The organism is Alistipes sp. CHKCI003 (assembly GCF_900021155.1).
Classification (GTDB): Bacteria; Bacteroidota; Bacteroidia; order Bacteroidales; family Rikenellaceae; genus Alistipes; species Alistipes excrementavium.
This window is the reverse complement of the sequence record NZ_FCNT01000101.1, coordinates 35022-51816: the sequence shown is the minus strand read 5'-3', so window position 1 is coordinate 51816 and position 16795 is coordinate 35022. Positions and strand designations below refer to the sequence as shown.

The window sequence follows — 16795 nt, the reverse complement described above, 5'->3', positions numbered from 1 at the left end:
GCCGGAAATAGAAGAGGTATCCTCTTCGGTCGCTCCACGCACCGAAAAGCATCGACCCAACCATGATGCCGACCAGACTGGTGCAGGCGACCGCCCCCTGTCCGAGCGAGGAGAGTTCGGGATGGCGGAGCATCCGGATCATCGGAATCACGATGCCCACGAGCGTGGCGAGTCCCGCACCGAGCACCTGTCCCAGAGAGGCCGCGACGAGCACGCGGAAATGGCCCCGGCGAAGGGGCATCGTATCCATATTTACCGTTTTCGCATCCATCGTACAGCCGTTTGCCGGATTGCCGGCGGCAGCGCTCGCGGGGATTCGCGGCGACTGAGAAGGGCGGGCTTTCGCACACTGCGGTTCCGCAAATCGCAAGCCAGAAGGCACGGGGCTCCGTCTCCCGAGGCGAACAGCGGATTCATGTCCCGCATACACGTCGGAATGCGTGAGGAAGAAATCCCGCAGAACCCTCGCCGCGTCTGCGTGCGGTCCGCACCGAGGCGGAAGACAAAACCGGAAAATAAAATTCCGCCATCTATTTGCAAAAACGGATAATTTGCCTACCTTTGCCGAGGGAAAGTCTTACACGACCAGCTCCCGCAGAATCCCCCAGGCGAGGAATCGAGCAAGGGTATGCGGTCGTAGCGGTGCGATGTAAGTAGCTTTCCCCTTTTTTTGTGCTCCGCATCCCTCTGTGTCCGCTCCGGCCTTCCGATCGCTCCGGAGCAGACGGATCGGAATCCCTTTTCCCGTTATCTTCTCCCTCCTCTTTGCTACGTCTTTTCCCGGTCCATTCCCGTTCTCTGCCGCATTCGCCCACCCCTCCCGCTCTTCGCACGCCCGCCGCCGCGGCGCACGCTCCGCATCCGCGGCGTGCGGTACAAGCGCGGCACCGCACACACCCACGGAGCCCCGACCCGCAACACGATGGCACCGAAATTGCAACACCCCTCTCCGTACCTTCGGGATGTGCAACCATCGTCATACCATTTGTTATATATGACCCGTCCTACGCAGCAAAACGCACCGGCGAACCGTCGCATCCGACCTCCGCACGCTCCGGCGACCGTCGGGTCGGACGCCGACCGCCGCCGGACACCGAGCAGGGGCGGCAGGCGCACCTCTTCCCCGCACCGAGAAATCCAATGAACGACAACCGACCGACACGATGAAAACGAAACCGATACTGCTGCTTCTGATCGGCAGCATGACACCGCTGTGCACCCTCCATCCGCAGTCCCGCGACACGCTGCACGGGGACGAGGTGCACCCCATCCGCGAGGTGGTGGTTACGGGCACGCGCAGCGAAACCGACCTGCGCCATCTGCCGATGACGATTTCCGTGGTCGGGCGCGCGCAGATCGAAAGCCGGCGACAGCCCTCGCTGCTGCCGACGCTTGCCGAACAGGTGCCGGGGCTCTTCATCACGGGACGCGGACTGATGGGCTACGGCGTCTCGACCGGAGCCGCCGGGCAGATGACCCTGCGCGGCATCGGCAACGGCAACGAAGCCGGCAATCCGACCACGGGACTGCTGGTCCTGATCGACGGTCATCCGCAGTACATGGGGCTGATGGGGCACCCTATCGCCGACGCCTATCAGTCGATGCTGGCCGACCGCGTCGAAGTGGTGCGCGGCCCCGCCTCGGTGCTCTACGGTTCGAACGCCATGGGCGGCGTCATCAACATCGTAACGCGCAAGATGCGCGAAGACGGCGTACGAACCGCGATCCGCGCAGGCTACGGCTCCTACAACACGCTCCAGACCGAAGCGACGAACCGCGTGAAAGCCGGCCGTTTCACCAGCGTGGCGACGCTCTCCTACAACCGCACCGACGGCCACCGCAGGGACATGGCCTTCGACCAGTACGGCGGCTACGTCAAACTGGGCTACGAGCTCGGCGAGGCATGGGATGTATGGGCCGACGTGAACGTTACGCATTTCGACGCCGAGAATCCGGGTACGGTCCAAGCCCCGATCTACGACAACGACTCGCACATCACGCGCGGCATGACCTCGTTCGCGCTGCGCAACGACTACGGCACGACCTCGGGCGCTCTAAGCTTCTTCTACAACTGGGGCCGCCACAAGATCAACGACGGCTACTCGGCGGGCGAGACGCCGCTCGACTACCGTTTCAACTCGCGCGACCGGATGCTGGGCGTCTCGTGGTACCAGAGCGCCACGCTCTTCCGCGGCAACCGGCTGACGGCGGGCGTCGACTACCAACGTTTCGGCGGCAAGGCGTGGAACCGCTATATCGACGGACAGCCCGACCGGACCACGGCCGACGAAACGATGGATGAGGTGGCCGGTTACGTCGACTTCCGCCAGACGCTCGCCGACTGGCTAACGCTCGACGCAGGCATCCGCATCGACCGCCACTCGCACGTGGGCACGGAGTGGATCCCGCAGGGCGGTCTCTCGTTCCGTCTGCCCCGCGATGCCCAGATCAAGGCCATGGCGAGCAAGGGATTCCGTTTTCCGACCATTCGCGAGATGTACATGTTCCCGCCGCAGAATCCCGATCTGAAACCCGAACGGCTGATGAGCTACGAACTCTCCTACTCGCAACGGCTGCTGCGAGGAGCGCTCTCGTACGGAGTCGCCCTCTACTGTATCGACGGCGAGAACATGATCATGCGCGTACCCGTGGACGGCCGCCCGATGAACGTCAACACCGGCAAGGTGCGCAACTGCGGCGTCGAAGCCGAAATTGCGTGGGCGATCGACGCCGCATGGTCGGTCTCGGCCAATTACAGTTGGCTTCACATGAAATATCCGGTCGTCGCCGCCCCCGAACACAAACTCTACGCCGGCGCCCACTTTTCGCGCGGCCGCTGGAACGCTTCGACCGGCATCCAGTATGTCCGCAACCTCTACACGTCGGTCTCCCCCGACACGACGGACAGCTTCGTGCTGTGGAACGCCGACGTGAGCTTCCGTCTAACGCAGTGGCTCGAACTCTTCGCCCGCGGCGAGAACCTGCTCGCGCAACGCTATGAAATCAACGCCGGATACCCCATGCCGAAAGCGACGGCGCTGGGCGGCGTGAACATCCATTTCTGAGGCCATGAAATCACCCGCATCCTTCTTCGCAGCGAAAACGCTGCTCGCAGCCCTGCTGCTCGCCGCCGCCGTCCCGAACGGGCTCGCCCACTCGGGCAAAGCGCGGTTCCACGTAATCATCGACACCGACGGCGCGCCCGACGACCTGCGGGCCCTCGTCATGCTTCTCGGCAACCGCGAAGCCGAAGTGCTCGCCGTTACCACCTCCGACGGCGCTCTGCCGCCTGCGCAGACCGCCCGCCGCGTCCGTGCGCTGCTGGACGGGTTCCACCACGAGGGCATCCCGGTCGGCGTCGGACGCCCGGCCGGCGCAGCCGCTCCGGCATGGAGGCAGCAGTCCGCACAGGTCGACTGGGGCGCTCCGGCCGGCCCCGAGCATGCCGGGGAGGCGAAGAGCACGAACGGCCCCGAAAGTCCGGAAGAGGGATTTCCGACGGCGAGCGCACTGATCGCCCGGACCCTCCGGGGCGAAGAGGAAAAGGTCGTCTTCGTCGCACTCGGCGCCCTGACCAACGTGCAGGACCTTCTGTCTGCGGAGCCGGAGCTCGCCGCACGCATCGAACGGATCGTCTGGTACACCGCTTCGGCCGATCCGCTCGCAGGTCCCAACTTCGAGGCGGACACCGCGGCGGCCCGCAAGGTGCTGGCGAGCGGCATCCGCACGGAGGCGGTCTCGGCCAATCCGGCCCGGCCGCTGCCCGTAACCCGCGCTTTGGTCGATTCGATCGCGGCCATCCGGACTCCCTATGCCGAAAAGATCGCACGCACGCACCGAACCGAACCGCTCGCCACGGCAGTCCGCACCGGACATCTCGGTCTGTGGGACGATCTGACCGTCCTGCGGCTCTACCGGCCCGAGCTCTTCGAGGAGGTGTCGGCCAGAACGAACGTCGTGTCGCTCCGGCTCCCCGCCGCAATGCCGGCCGCGAAGGTCGAAAGCGAAATCATCGCCGTTCTGCGCGGCAAGCCCGATACGGAGAGCCGCGTCTTCTACGGGTTCCCGACCGACCGCGCACTCTATGCCGCCGACGTGGCGCCGATCATCGACTCGGCGGTCCGACGCCACGGCCCGAGCGAATGGCGGGCCGGCGTGCTGACCAACGAACTGCACGGCCATCTGGGCATCTACGCCACCGTGGGCGTCAAGATGGGAATCCGCGCCCGCGAATACTTCAACATCGGGGTCGACGACATCGAGGTTACGACCTTCGCAGGCCGCAAACCGCCCGTGAGCTGCATGAACGACGGCCTGCAAGCAGGTACGGGCGCCTCCGTCGGCCACGGACTGATTACGGTGGCCGACACGGACCATCCCCGGCCCGAGGCGCGTTTCACCTTCAAGGGCAAGACGATCCGGCTGGCGCTCAAACCCGAATACGCCGAGCGCATCCGCCGCGACGTCCGGCGCGGCATCGAGCTCTACGGCGATCTCACCGAAGCCTACTGGCTCTATGTCCGGGAGCTGGCCCTGCGCTACTGGCTCGACTTCGACCGCTACGAAATCTTCGATTTGTACGTGGAGAAATAGGACACCTGTCCGCAACGCCATCTCAAGCAGCCTCACAGCGCTTCGCCGCCGGCAGACGGGAAGGCAGACGGAAAGGCAGACGGAAAGGCAGACGGAAAGGGGACGCCCGGACGAAGCGGACAGGCCGGGGGGGGGCACGGGCGAAGCATCGGGTCCGGCACACGGGCGAAACCGGCGCCGCGATCCGCCGCGCCGCCAAATCCGCCGTGCTGCGGACAGCCCCGTTTCAGATCCCCTCGTGGGCGCAGACGAGCCCCAGCGAGGCGGCGACGATCCGCGAGATCTCGTACTCCTGCATCCCGTCGTCCGCGTCGGCATCCACCGTGAAGAAATTTTCGGGACGCACGCTGTACCGGACGATGCTCAACATCGGCGAACCGACGGAGGCGACGACGGCGACCGAATCTTCGAGCCGCTGCATGCGGACGAAGAGTGCGATCCGCTCGGCATCGGCGGTCGGCATCGGCAGCAGCACGAGGTTGTTCCCCGCGCCGATCCCGTCGAGCGAACGGCGCAGAACGAATCCGTAGCGGGCGGCGATCCGTTGCGCGCATTCCTCGGCGATTCCGTGTAAAACGATATTCATAACGTCTGTATTGAAAAAAGGCACGGCGGCATACTAATCTCTATTCGACTTGTTTTGGCAGGAACGTGTCTGGTTCCGCCGCGCCTTTTTAATTCTATCCGAACATCAGGATCAACAGCTGGGCGGCCAGCACGCGCAGGAACATCGACAGCGGATAGACCGTGGCATAGCCCACCGAAGGGGCATCGGTCTGGGTCTGCTCCGAGCAATAGGCCAGTGCAGGCGGATTGGTCGATGCGCCCGAGAGCACTCCGATGAGCGTGTAGTAGTTGAGTTTATAGCGCAGCCGCCCCCAGAGTCCCGCCAGCAGCAGCGGTACGACCGTGATCGCCGCTCCGTAGGCGATCCAGTCGTATCCGCCCGCGAGAAGCGTCGGGATGAAATCCTCGCCGGCTCCCAGTCCCACGCCCGCGAGGAAGAGGGCTATGCCCACTTCGCGCAACATCAGATTGGCACTCATCGTCGTATAGGTTACGAGCTTGTAGTGCGGTCCGTAGCGGCCGATGAGGATCGCCACGACCAGCGGACCGCCCGCAAGGCCCAATTTCACGGGCTGCGGGACCCCCGGAATCCAGAACGAAATGCTGCCGAGCACGACGCCCAGCGCGATGCCGATGAAGATCGGAATCAGATTGGGGTGATCGAGCCTGCGCAGCGAATTGCCGAACAGCCGTTCGGCATGGGCCACCGAGAGCTCGGGACCGACGACCGTTACGCGGTCGCCGATCTGCAACTGGAGCGATCCGGCCGCCACGAGGTCTATGCCCGCACGGTTGATCCGCGTGATCGTAACGCCGCACGTGCTGCGCACCTTCAGATCGGCCAACTGTTTGCCGTTGAGTTCGGATTTGGTGATGAGTATGCGGCGCGAAATCATCTTTCGGTCCCGCATGAGCGGAGTGTCCGCCGCTTCGCGGCCCATGAGAGCCACCAACGCCTCGATATCGCGGGGTGCGGCAACGACGAGCACCCTGTCGCCGCCGTGCAACTTCGTATCCGCGCCGGCCAGCTCGGGTTCGCCGCCCGCGCGGCAGATGCGCGAAATCACGAACTCGCGCAACGCGAGTTCGCGGAGCTGCGCGATGCTCATGCCCTCGATCGCGGGATTGCACACCTCGACCGAGATGCGGCGGGTCGTCAGATCCTTCAGCGCATCGGTGCCGCTGCCGGCTTCGCGCTCCTCCCGCTGCGTGTCGACGCGCAGCAGATAGCGCAGTGCCGCGAGCGTCAGGATCGCCCCCACCACGCCCAGCGGATAGGCCACGGCATAACCCGTAGCTATGTCGGGCGCTTCGGCTCCGGCGTGCAGGTCGCTGAAGGCCTGCTGCGCGGCGCCCAGCCCCGGGGTGTTGGTTACGGCTCCGGACATCACGCCGACGAGGGTCGTCATCGGAAGCCCCGTCAGACAATAGAGCGCAACCGTCGTCCCGACGCCGAGCAGCACGGCCAGTACAGCGACTTTGTTGAGCGTAACGCCGCCCTTGCGGAAAGAGGAAAAGAATCCGGGACCGACCTGCAAACCGATCGAATAGACGAACAGGATCAGTCCGAACTCCTTGAGAAAATGCAGCAGATGGCCGTCGACGTTCATCCCGTACCATCCGAAAGCGATCCCCACGAACAGGATGCCCGTTACGCCGAGCGACACGCCGGCAACCCTGATTTTGCCGAGCATGATCCCCAGCGCCACGACCAGCGCGAGAATCAGCACCGAGTGGGCTACGCCTCCGCCCCACAAGGCGGGAGAGCCCATGAAAAGCCTTTCGAGCAGCTCCATACCGAAATTCGTTACGCATTCCCGCACTCGTCTGCGGTCCGGGCAGAGCGCCGTCGCACGACATGCGCACCGCTTCCCGCACCGCCGGTACCGGAACGAATCATTCGTTACATTCGTTTGAACTCAACCGAAACCGTTTGCCCATCCCACGGGGTCTCACGGCATCGAATCGACTTGGCAGGTCTTCTGACTTACTCCCGTTCCGAAGCCTTCCCGATCCCGAGAGGATCAGTGGCCGAGATGTTCGGAACGAACGCGGAGCTTCACAGCAGCGGGACTGTCCGGGATTTGCACCCGATTCCCTTTTCACCCCTCCGCCCGACGGCGGCAGGAGACCAAATCTGCCGCAAAGATACGGGTTAATTCCGAAAAACAAAGCTTTTTCGCAAATAATCGAAACATCCGGCATCCCGGCCGCTCCGCATACAGGTCTCCGCCGCACCCTCCGCACGGCCCTCTTCCGGCCGGTTCCGATGCGTTCCGGGACGTTCCGGGGCCCTGCCGGCGCGGGTCCGGAGCTGTCGGACGTATCGCCCGGCAGCGCATTGGACCGATGCTTTCCGCGGACGCTGAGGCATCGCCCGGCAGAATTGCGGACGACCGCACCCCGCCTGATCCGCGACCTTTTTCCGTAACGCCCGCGCACGACCTTTCACCGAGGGACGGGCTTCGGCACTCGATCGCGCGTGCGATGAAGGCCGTCCGCCGCACTCTTCCCGAGGCGGCCCGCAGCTCCGCCCGAAACCCGATGCCGCCGGCGAACGCCGACCAAAGGCAATGCCGCAGCGCCGACACCGGACCATCGGCAAAACCGAGCCGCCGGCGACGAACCGCAAAACCCGGATCCCAAAGACCGCGAGGCGATATTTCGCGGATCGTCCAGCCCCGTCGCCGGAAAAAGTCCCGGACACCCGTCTTCCTCTTGCGGACTGTCGGAGGCCGGCCGCGCCCGCCGATCCGGCTGCCGGCATCGCACGGTCCGCAACGGACAGCCGACACGGAACGACCGGCACAGGAAAACGGCCCGAATCAGCCGCCGACAAATTTTTTCCGAAAACGTTTCGGGTTCCGCCGGAATACACTACTTTTGCAGCGTTTTCGTTAAGCCGAGAGCAGAGCCATGCCCGTTCTTCGACTCTGCCGAAGCGAGAAACGAAGGCGAAGCCAACGTTTCCGTCAAGACCGCAGGAAGGGGGAGGGCAATCCGCGCGTACCCGAAAACCGCCGAAACGGGAAAACGAAGGCAACAAAACCAACGCCTATGAAAACCCAGAAGGAACTGCACGAAATCCTCGATTTCATCGCCGAGTACGCCACCTATCTGCTCGGTTCGGGCGTACACACCTCGCGCGTGATCCGCAATTCGCAGCGAATCGGCGCCTCGCAGGGGGTCGACATCCAGCTTTCGAGTTTCCAGAAGAGCACGATTCTCACCGCGCGCGACGAGACGAGCGGCGAGGTCGTAACGCGCGTAGTGCGGATTCCGGCGCTGCCCGTCAGCTTCGAACGCAACTCCGATCTGAGCGCCCTGAGCTGGGATGCCCTCGACGAGCGTCTGCCGCTGGAGGAGATCCGCCGCCGCTTCGGCGGGCTGACCGCCAAGCCGCGCATCGACCCGATCTTCGTGCTGCTGACCGTCGGACTGGCCAACGCCTCGTTCTGCCGCCTCTTCGGCGGCGATTGGACGGCCGTCGGCATCGTCTTCACCGCCACGCTCGTGGGCTTCGCGGCCAAACAGCGGATGCAGGCCCACGGCGTCAACCACTACCTCGTCTTCATCGTCGCGGCCTTCATGGCGTCGCTCTGCGCCTCGGCGGCGCTGCGCTTCGACTGCACGGCCCAGACCGCGCTGGCCACCAGCCCGCTGTTCCTCGTCCCGGGCGTACCGCTCATCAACGGTGTGATCGACATCGTCGAAGGCCACATCCTGATCGGTTTCAGCCGGCTGATCAACGCCCTGCTGCTGATCGTCTGCATCGCCGTGGGTCTCTCGGCCACGCTTCTGATGGTCAAAAACAGTTTGCTATGATCGCTGCGGACATCTTTCTCGACGGACTTTTCGCGGCGGTCGCCGCCATCGGTTTCGGAGCCATTTCCGATCCGCCGATGCGGGCTTTCCCGCGCATCGCGCTGCTGGCGGCCGCAGGCCACGCCCTGCGCTTCTGCCTGATGAACTACGCCGGGATCGACATCGCCACGGGCTCGCTCTTCGCCGCCCTGACCATCGGAATGGGAAGCCTCTGGCTGGGGCGCGGCGTGCGCTGCCCGATGACGGTGCTCTACATTCCGGCCCTGCTGCCGATGGTTCCGGGCATCTACGCCTACAAAACCGTCTTCTCGCTCATCATGTTCCTCCAATCGCTCAACGACCCGGGCGAGGGGCTGCAATACATGCAGCAGTTCTTCCTCAACGCCACCGTCTCGCTGAGCGTCATCATCCTGCTGGCCGCCGGCGCCACACTGCCGATCTTCGTCTTCAACCGCCGCGCCTTCTCGCTCACGCGACGCAAAAATCCCGGCCGATAACCGCCCTGCGCACATGGAAACCTTCTGGAATACGATCTCCGCCTACAACGCCGCCACATGGCCGCTGCAAATCGCACTCGCGGCACTCGGCGCCCTGCTCACGCTGCTGCTCTGCGTGCGCCCGTCGAAAGCCGTGCGGACGGGAATGAAACTCTACATGGCCCTCCTGAACTTCTGGATCGCCGGCGTCTACTACATGATCTACTGCCGCCCGCGCGAATACCACGACATGCTGGCGCTCTTCTGGGCCATCATGGGCTGCATCTGGCTCTACGACCTCGCGGCCGGCCACGCCTCGCTCGAACGCACGGGCCGCCACAGCCGCTTCGCCCTGCTGCTCTTCCTCATGCCGGCGGTCTATCCGCTCGCCTCGCTGGCACTGGGGCGCACCTTTCCGGCCATCACCTCGCCCGTCATGCCCTGCTCGGTGGCCGTCTTCACCATCGGACTGATGCTCGCCTTCTCCCAGCGGGTCAACATCGTGCTGGCGATGTTCCTCTGCCACTGGGCCCTCATCGGCCTTTCCAAAGTCTACTTCTTCGGCATTCCCGAAGACTATCTGCTCGCGTGCAGCGTCGTCCCGGCGCTCTACGTCTTTTTCCGCGAGTACGTCCGGCAGATCGCGGCCGCACCCTCGAAACCTTCGCCGCGCGTGCTCAATGCGCTGCTGGCCGTGCTGTGCCTGCTCGTCGGAACCTTCTTCACCCTCACGCTCCTCCACCAGTTCGATCTCTTCGCCGGCCTATGACCCTCTCCTACCATGCCGAAGACCGCATCGCGACCCTTCCCGTCGCCGAGTACACGGCCCGCTTCCGCGATGCGGAGCGGATCGCCGGCTACTGCCGCGCCTGCCCCAGCTATGGCCGCAGCTGGGGATGTCCCCCGTTCGATTTCGATGTCGAAACCCGCCTCGCGCAATACCGCACGGCACTGCTCGTCGCCACGAAGATCACTCCCGCCGAGCGCGCTCTTCCGCTCGCCGAAGCCCGCCGTCTGATCCGACCCGAGAGGCAGCGGCTCGAAGCGCGCCTGCTCGATCTGGAGCGCACCTGCGGCGGCCGCTCGTTCGCCTATGCCGGCAGCTGCCTCCACTGCCCCGAGGGGAGTTGCACGCGGCCCGAAGGTCTGCCCTGCCGCCACCCCGAACTCGTGCGCCCCTCGCTCGAAGCCTGCGGATTCGACATCGGCCGCACGACCTCCGAACTCTTCGGCATCGAACTCCGGTGGGGCCGCGAAGGGCGGATGCCCGAATACCTCACGCTGGTCTGCGGTCTCTTCCACAATGCGGAACACGTCGTATGGAACGGGTAAAGGCGGTCTTCAACTGGAGCGGCGGCAAAGACTCGGCCCACGCGCTGCTGCGGGCTCTGAAGTCCGGACGCTACGAAATCGTCGCGCTGCTGACGACCGTCAACCGCGACACGCGCCGCTCGACCATGCACGGCATCCCGCTTCCGCTGTTGCAGGCACAGGCCGCGAGCATCGGCATCCCCCTGCACGCGGTCGACCTCGCGCCCGCCGGCACGATGGAGGATTACGGTGCAGCGATGGCCCGCACGGCAGAGCGTTTCAAGCGACAGGGTGTCCGCTGCTTCATCTTCGGCGACATCTTCCTGCACGACGTGCGCACCTACCGCGAGCGGCAGCTCGCACCGCTCGGCATCGAGGTGGCCGAACCGCTCTGGGGCCGCAGCTCCGAAGCGGTCATGCGCGAATTTCTCGGCACGGGTCTCAAGACCGTCGTCGTTACCGCACAAGCCGACCTGTTCGGCCCCGAGACCATCGGCCGCCGGATCGACCGCGCATTCCTCGACTCGCTGCCCGCCGGCACCGACCCCAACGGCGAAAACGGCGAGTACCACACCTTCTGCTTCGACGGCCCCATCTTCCGCCGCCCCGTCCCGTTCCGTCTGGGCGACCCCTTCAGCCGCAGCTACGACGTTCGGCTCGACGACGGTTCGACACGCACCTACACCTACTGGTTCGCCCGCTTGGAAGCGTAATCCGCACCTCCGCACCGCCCGGACGCCGATCAATCGAAATGCTCCGGCCGCCCGTCGCCGATGCAGCAGCGGAGCCGAAGACGGACAAGTTCTCCATACGAAAAAGGGGCCGGACGCCCCTTTCGACGATTCGAGGATGCGTCCAATCGGACAATTCGACGCTTCCTCTTCAGACATGCAAGAACGGAAAATACAGGACACCGGGATCCGCGGCGGAAGAAACGTTCCGAAATACAGGTCCGAGCCGGGATGCCGATCACAACGCAGCAGAGGCTACCCGTCGGGACACACCGCCGATTTCCGATCTTCGAAACTTGCCGGCCGGCCCCTCTCTTTCTCTTTTCTCTTTTCTCCGGCCTCCGGTCAGATCATCCCCCACAGATGTTTGATGTTGCTCCGGGCCGTGGCGATCACCTCGTCGCCGCGTCCGGCCAGAATGAGTTTCGTCATCGCCCGCACGAACCCCGCCATCTGCGCGAACTCCACTTTGGGCGGCATGGCCAGCGCATCGGGATCGGTCTGCACGCTCACGAGTACGGGTCCCTCCGTCGCGAAAGCCTCGCGCAGCACCCGTTCCGCATCGTCCGGACAATCCGCCGTGAAGGCCGGGATGCCCATGGCACGGGCAACGGCCGCGAAATCCGGATTGTACAGATCGGTCTGGCTGTCGGGCAGCCCGGCCACCTCCATTTCGAGCTTCACCATACCCAGCGCGCGGTTGTTGAACACGACGATCTTCACGGGCAGGCGATACTGCACCACGGTAGCCAGATCGCCCAGCAGCATCGAAAGACCGCCGTCGCCGCAGAGGGCCACGATCTGCTGTCCGGGGCGTGCGAAAGCCGCCCCGATGGCCATCGGCAGTGCATTGGCCATGGAGCCGTGGTTGAACGACCCGAGCATCCGCCGGCGGCCCGTGGCATGCAGATAGCGCGCACCCCACACGCAGCACATGCCCGTGTCGACGCAGAACACGGCGTCGTCCGCCGCGATGCGGTCGACGAGCGTCGCCGCATACTCGGGCGCGATCCGCCCCTCGCCGCCGCGCTTCGCAGCCACGGCGTTCATCTTTTCCCGCACTTCGCGGTAGCGCCGCAACTGACGGTCGAGGAATCCCCTGTCGTCCCGCACCCCGAGCATCGGCAGCAGTGCGCGGATCGTATCCCCCACGTCGCCCGCCAGCCCGAGCTCCACGCGGGCACGCCGCCCGATCCGTTCGGGACGGATGTCGACCTGCACGATCCGGCACTGGCAGGGCAGGAAGGCTTCGTAGGGGAAATCCGTCCCCAGCAGAATCAGAAGATCCGACTCGTGCATACTGGCATAGGCCGAAGGGAGCCCCAGCAGGCCGGTCATCCCGATCTCGTAGGGGTTGTCGTACTGAATCTCCATCTTCGACTTGAAGCTGTAGGCCACGGGCGCCTTGATCGTCCCGGCCAGCCGCACCACCTCCGCATGGGCCCCGCGCGCCCCGATGCCGCAGAAAAGCGTGATCTTCTCCGCCTCGCCGATCATGCGGGCCAGCTCGCGCAATTGTCCGTCCGCGGGACGGCAGAGGCTCTCGGACGGCAGCAGCCACGGAGCGCCCGGGGTCTCGGCCGCCTCCGCGGCCGCCACGTCGCCGGGCAGTCCGACGACCGCCACCTCTTTGCGGTGCACCGCATACTGGAGCGCCGCAGGCAGCATACGCGCCAACTGCGCGGGCGTCGCGGCCATCTGGCAGTAACCGCTGCAATCGCCGAACAGCTTAAGGGGCTCGGTCTCCTGAAAGTACTGCGTGCCGAATTCGTCCGTGGCGCAGGTCGAGGCGATCGCCAGCACCGAGGCATTGCTGCGCTGCGCGTCGTAAAGCCCGTTGACCAGATGCACGTGCCCCGGACCGCTGCTGCCGGCGCAGCAGGCGATGCCGTTGAGCTGCGCCTCGGCCGACGCGGCGAACGCCCCGCTCTCCTCATGGCGCATGTGCACCCACTCCACCGTGCCGGCACGGCGCACGGCGTCGTTCACCTCGTTCAGGCTGTCGCCCGCCACGGCATAAATCCGGCGGATACCCGCTCTGCAAATCGTTTCGACCAATCGGTCGGCCGCTTTCGTTCCCATGATCGTCTTATTGTTCGATACTCCGGCGATCCGGTTCAAGATCGGTGCCACGATGCGTTCTCGGACGGCATCCGCATAGCGGACGACCGAAGGGAGCCGAACGCGAAACCCGCCATCCCGACAAAAGGTCCGCCTCCCGACCATGAGGATGCGGGAATACATCCCACAGACGACAACATAGGGTCGCAACGTCGTTTATGCCGCTTTCGCATGGTCCGCGGCGGACGAAGCCTGCGAACTGACGAAAGCGCCGGCACGAAAGCACAATGTGGGCTTCCCCGATGCAAGCGGCGGCGACGCCCCCACCCGATAACTCCGCCAGAAAAACCAACGAATCGTTTTCGAACCCGATTTTATCGGCCCTTTGCCGTTAAGCCGAGCGCAGAGACCAACCGCAGGTTCGGACCCGGCCGAGGCGGGAAACGGTCGAAAGAAACTCAAGGAAAAAATTCCGGCCTTCAATCGGTACGGTTAACGTATCCCCACCGCACGAGCTCCTCCGCCCGGCGAACCGGACGGGTCGTGCCGCCGCTCATGGGGCAGAGCGAATCCGAGACGGCGCGCACCTGACGGTAGCGGTGATCGGTGAGCAGGATGCCCTTGTTGCGCTTCTCCCGTTCGAGGAGCTTGCAGAAGGTGTCGATATGCAGCGGCATCACCTGAGCGAAGGATTCGTCGAGCAGCACGAAGCGACAGGGCGGGCAGAGGATCGCATAGAACTCCACGACCCGCCGCTCGCCGCCCGACAGGGTCCCGAAGCGGCTGCCCCGCAACTTGTCCAGATCGGGGAACCAGCCGAAAAAGTCTGCGGCGTCGAGTCCGAAGTCGCGCAAAACCCGATCCATGCGCAGATTGTCGGGGACGAAACCGTGCTGGGGAAGGCAGTGCACTTCGTCGGCGCCGAAGCGGTCGGCCCACACGCCGTCGAAGCGCAGGGATTTGAACGCGGGGTGCAGCATGCCGAAGAGGATGTTCATCAGACACGATTTGCGCTGCCGTTGCTGCCGAGCAGACCCGTGACGGCTCCCGTCTCGATCCGGATGTAGACCCCCTGCAAGATCTTCCGGTCGGCGAATGCCGGTTCGACCGAACCGATGTCGAGCGTGAGTTTCATAGCATGCGGTTTACGGCTGCGAAGAGGGCCGCCGCGCAGGCCAGTGCGACGAAGAGCAGAAAACCGGCCGCGCAGCACCATGCGACGAGCCGTCTGCGCGGCCGCCCGAGATCGGCATAGTAGTAGAAACGCCGCGGACCGAGCGAGAAAAGCAGACAGAGGATCGGCGCATAGCACGCCGCCTTCGCCACACAGAGCGTCGGCACGTTGGGTCCCTCCTCCCACGTCGCGGCCCACGCAAGGGCGACCGACACGCAAAGGCACGGCAGCAGAAGCGCCGAGCGGTAGAAGCGCCACAGAAGTCCCGCCTTGCGCAGACAGGCGCCCGCCCGGCGGCCGGCGAACGCACGCCGCAGAAAAGAAAGACCGCCCAGAGACTCCGCAAGATCAGAAGACGAATTTCACGCCCGCCGTGAAATTGATCCCGTACTCGGGATAATAGGCATAACGATAGAGTTTCATATCGGCCAGATTGTGCGCTTCCGCAAAAAGCGAGAAACCCTGCGTGATGCGCCAGTCTATATCGGCGCCGACATCGACCGAGAACGGCGCGGCGAAGGACTCCGTGCGGGGTGGCGCCGGAGCGATGCCCGACGCCGAGGCTGGATAGACGAACACGGTCCAGTGGCGGACGCTCTGCACGTCGGCCGTAACGCCGAACGACACCTTGCGTCCGTTGTAGCGGGCCGCGAAGCGGCCCTCGAACGCAGGCAGACCGCAGGCGTAGACCGTATCGTCGTCGTAAAGATAACCGTGCAGGCCCAGCATCAGGTGGAAGCGGCCGGCGGGTTTGTACTCCAGTTCGCCGTTGAGCGAGGCGACGCGCTGACGGCCCTGTGCGAAGGAGAACACGTCGAGCGCCGTCGTCAACCCCGTATCGTGCCGCACGCCGTACCAGAAGAGCCGATTCTCGCGGATACCGGCCGAAGCGAAGAGACGGTAGACGAGTTTCGAGCCTGCAAGCGAACCGGAAGCGCCCAGACGCGCATCGTACGACACCGTGCTCTTGTCGCCCCACTGCGGTCCGGCGAGGTAGGGATTCAGGCGCGTGAGCGTCCGCAGGCTGTTGTCGCGCAGGCTGCCGTCCGCCTCCAGATAGGGCCTGAAGGCTTCGGTGCCCAGATCGAGATGCACGAGCAGCGCCGGCACGACGTAGTGGCGGCCGTCGCGGCCCACGATCTTGTCGTAGTAGTAGTCGGCCCCCAGCTCCAGCCGCAGCCGGCCGCCGCGCAGACCGTAGCGCAAACCGCCCGAGAAGATGTCCTCATAATAATCCGACAGGGACTTCGCACCGGCACCGTGTTCGTACATCACGTCGAGGCGGAACATGTGGCTGCCGAACCGGCGCGCCAGCGCACCGTCGACGCCCAGATGGGTCTGGCGCGCCCCGACGGCGGTCCGCCCGCCGTCGGAGTGGTCGAGAAAGAGCGCGCCGCGCAGGCCGAGATTGAAATTCCAGCGGCTCAGGTCGGTGAAATCGTCGCCCACGCGGACCTTCACGTCGAACTCGCCGTACTGCGCCTTCGGGCCGAAGGAGGCGGGCATCGGGTCCATCGTATATTGGCCGTAACGGCGGTACAAGCGGTTCTCGTAGCCGAACTCCCCTTCGAGCATATGTCGTCCGAAGTACTTGCCCGCAGCGATGCCCGCACGGTTGATCATGCGCAGGGCGTCGTCCGCGAGTCCGAAATCGTTGCGGACACCGGCATAGCGGCCTTCGTGATTGATGTAGCCGAGCAGATACCCCGTCCCGGGATTCTGCGTCGATGCGTAGAAGTCGGCGGCCGAATTAAGAGGCCAGCCCGCCCCCAGCTTGAGGTAGAAGGGCTCGGGACGGTTGAACTCCCAGTAGGTAACCGTCGCCGGCCGGATGGGTTTCGAGGCGAGGTTGGTGGAGATCGAAAGCGGAGTGATCGAGTAGTCGATGTCTGGACGCAGACGCACCGTATCGGTCATGTCGGGCGCTACGGGCAATTTCGCGGCCGCCGCGACGGCGGGCACGTACTCCTTGCTCACTTCGACGCTTTTATCGACCTGCGCCGCCGCCAGCATGGGCAGCGCCGCGAAGAGGATGGTATGGAAGATTCTTTTCATGG

The 16795-nt window shown here is 64.8% G+C and carries 14 protein-coding genes, 1 other RNA gene, 1 pseudogene and 1 riboswitch; of the genes and pseudogenes, 8 read left to right on the top strand and 8 right to left on the bottom strand.

Translation table 11 applies throughout. The features are described from left to right. Positions 1-271, bottom strand: a pseudogene (locus BN3659_RS12535) (MFS transporter); the annotation flags it as partial. Between the two features lie 297 nt (positions 272-568). Here BN3659_RS12535 and ffs point away from each other — a divergent pair. The 3 genes from ffs (at position 569) to BN3659_RS12520 (ending at position 4593) form a co-directional block, all read left to right on the top strand. After that, positions 569-667, top strand: an RNA gene (gene ffs / locus BN3659_RS12530) — signal recognition particle sRNA small type. A gap of 496 nt (positions 668-1163) precedes the next feature. Beyond that, on the top strand, positions 1164-3065 hold the full coding sequence (locus tag BN3659_RS12525; protein WP_091537338.1) for a TonB-dependent receptor: 1902 nt from the start codon (positions 1164-1166) through the stop codon (positions 3063-3065). Between the two features lie 4 nt (positions 3066-3069). Next, positions 3070-4593, top strand: coding sequence for a nucleoside hydrolase (locus tag BN3659_RS12520; protein ID WP_091537336.1), 1524 nt, complete (start codon positions 3070-3072; stop codon positions 4591-4593). Positions 4594-4819: 226 nt separating this feature from the next. On the opposite strand, the gene BN3659_RS12515 is transcribed toward BN3659_RS12520, so the two are convergent. Both BN3659_RS12515 and BN3659_RS12510 read right to left on the bottom strand, forming a co-directional pair. Then, on the bottom strand, positions 4820-5179 hold the full coding sequence (locus tag BN3659_RS12515; RefSeq protein ID WP_141682592.1) for a hypothetical protein: 360 nt from the start codon (positions 5177-5179) through the stop codon (positions 4820-4822). 94 nt (positions 5180-5273) lie between these two features. Then, positions 5274-6956 (bottom strand): putative transporter, encoded by a 1683-nt coding sequence (locus tag BN3659_RS12510; protein WP_091537333.1) that lies wholly within the window; start codon positions 6954-6956, stop codon positions 5274-5276. A gap of 159 nt (positions 6957-7115) precedes the next feature. Further along, positions 7116-7311: riboswitch (cobalamin riboswitch) on the bottom strand. A 906-nt stretch (positions 7312-8217) separates the two neighbouring features. Between BN3659_RS12510 and BN3659_RS12505 the strand changes: the two genes are divergently transcribed. Genes BN3659_RS12505 through BN3659_RS12485 form a run of 5 tightly spaced genes read left to right on the top strand, consistent with a single transcriptional unit; the run spans position 8218 to position 11485 of the window. Then, entirely contained in the window at positions 8218-8985 is a 768-nt protein-coding gene (locus BN3659_RS12505) for a threonine/serine exporter family protein (protein ID WP_091537332.1), read from the top strand. Further along, positions 8982-9482 carry a threonine/serine exporter family protein gene (locus BN3659_RS12500; RefSeq protein WP_091537330.1) on the top strand — a complete coding sequence of 167 codons (501 nt, stop codon included), beginning with the start codon at positions 8982-8984 and terminating at the stop codon, positions 9480-9482. The genes BN3659_RS12505 and BN3659_RS12500 overlap by 4 nt, the downstream gene beginning before the upstream one ends. Positions 9483-9495: 13 nt before the next feature. After that, positions 9496-10230 carry a DUF6064 family protein gene (locus BN3659_RS12495; RefSeq protein WP_091537329.1) on the top strand — a complete coding sequence of 245 codons (735 nt, stop codon included), beginning with the start codon at positions 9496-9498 and terminating at the stop codon, positions 10228-10230. Continuing rightward, positions 10227-10793, top strand: a complete 567-nt coding sequence (locus BN3659_RS12490) for a DUF2284 domain-containing protein (protein WP_091537327.1) — start codon at positions 10227-10229, stop codon at positions 10791-10793. Before BN3659_RS12495 ends, BN3659_RS12490 begins: the two co-directional genes overlap by 4 nt. Then, on the top strand, positions 10781-11485 hold the full coding sequence (locus BN3659_RS12485; protein ID WP_091537326.1) for a Dph6-related ATP pyrophosphatase: 705 nt from the start codon (positions 10781-10783) through the stop codon (positions 11483-11485). Before BN3659_RS12490 ends, BN3659_RS12485 begins: the two co-directional genes overlap by 13 nt. 363 nt (positions 11486-11848) lie before the next feature. Here BN3659_RS12485 and BN3659_RS12480 read toward each other — a convergent pair whose 3' ends face one another. From BN3659_RS12480 to BN3659_RS12465, 5 genes are all read right to left on the bottom strand, one after another. Beyond that, complete coding sequence (locus BN3659_RS12480; RefSeq protein WP_091537344.1) at positions 11849-13585, bottom strand: thiamine pyrophosphate-dependent enzyme; 1737 nt, start codon at positions 13583-13585, stop codon at positions 11849-11851. Between the two features lie 458 nt (positions 13586-14043). After that, entirely contained in the window at positions 14044-14562 is a 519-nt protein-coding gene (locus BN3659_RS12475) for a P-loop NTPase family protein (protein ID WP_224757815.1), read from the bottom strand. Then, positions 14562-14699, bottom strand: a complete 138-nt coding sequence (locus BN3659_RS13565) for a hypothetical protein (protein WP_224757814.1) — start codon at positions 14697-14699, stop codon at positions 14562-14564. The genes BN3659_RS12475 and BN3659_RS13565 overlap by 1 nt, the downstream gene beginning before the upstream one ends. Further along, positions 14696-14953, bottom strand: a complete 258-nt coding sequence (locus BN3659_RS12470) for a hypothetical protein (protein ID WP_091537324.1) — start codon at positions 14951-14953, stop codon at positions 14696-14698. Before BN3659_RS12470 ends, BN3659_RS13565 begins: the two co-directional genes overlap by 4 nt. Before the next feature lie 133 nt (positions 14954-15086). Further along, positions 15087-16793 (bottom strand): hypothetical protein, encoded by a 1707-nt coding sequence (locus BN3659_RS12465; protein ID WP_091537323.1) that lies wholly within the window; start codon positions 16791-16793, stop codon positions 15087-15089. Positions 16794-16795 lie beyond the last annotated feature (2 nt).

Bases quoted from the DNA above. Each gene is read 5' to 3' on its own strand.
- BN3659_RS12525 (WP_091537338.1), top strand. From the start codon at position 1,164: ATGAAAACGAAACCGATACTGCTGCTTCTGATCGGCAGCATGACACCG.
- BN3659_RS12520 (WP_091537336.1), top strand. From the start codon at position 3,070: ATGAAATCACCCGCATCCTTCTTCGCAGCGAAAACGCTGCTCGCAGCC.
- BN3659_RS12515 (WP_141682592.1), bottom strand. From the start codon at position 5,179: ATGAATATCGTTTTACACGGAATCGCCGAGGAATGCGCGCAACGGATC.
- BN3659_RS12510 (WP_091537333.1), bottom strand. From the start codon at position 6,956: ATGGAGCTGCTCGAAAGGCTTTTCATGGGCTCTCCCGCCTTGTGGGGC.
- BN3659_RS12505 (WP_091537332.1), top strand. From the start codon at position 8,218: ATGAAAACCCAGAAGGAACTGCACGAAATCCTCGATTTCATCGCCGAG.
- BN3659_RS12500 (WP_091537330.1), top strand. From the start codon at position 8,982: ATGATCGCTGCGGACATCTTTCTCGACGGACTTTTCGCGGCGGTCGCC.
- BN3659_RS12495 (WP_091537329.1), top strand. From the start codon at position 9,496: ATGGAAACCTTCTGGAATACGATCTCCGCCTACAACGCCGCCACATGG.
- BN3659_RS12490 (WP_091537327.1), top strand. From the start codon at position 10,227: ATGACCCTCTCCTACCATGCCGAAGACCGCATCGCGACCCTTCCCGTC.
- BN3659_RS12485 (WP_091537326.1), top strand. From the start codon at position 10,781: ATGGAACGGGTAAAGGCGGTCTTCAACTGGAGCGGCGGCAAAGACTCG.
- BN3659_RS12480 (WP_091537344.1), bottom strand. From the start codon at position 13,585: ATGGGAACGAAAGCGGCCGACCGATTGGTCGAAACGATTTGCAGAGCG.
- BN3659_RS12475 (WP_224757815.1), bottom strand. From the start codon at position 14,562: ATGAACATCCTCTTCGGCATGCTGCACCCCGCGTTCAAATCCCTGCGC.
- BN3659_RS13565 (WP_224757814.1), bottom strand. From the start codon at position 14,699: ATGAAACTCACGCTCGACATCGGTTCGGTCGAACCGGCATTCGCCGAC.
- BN3659_RS12465 (WP_091537323.1), bottom strand. From the start codon at position 16,793: ATGAAAAGAATCTTCCATACCATCCTCTTCGCGGCGCTGCCCATGCTG.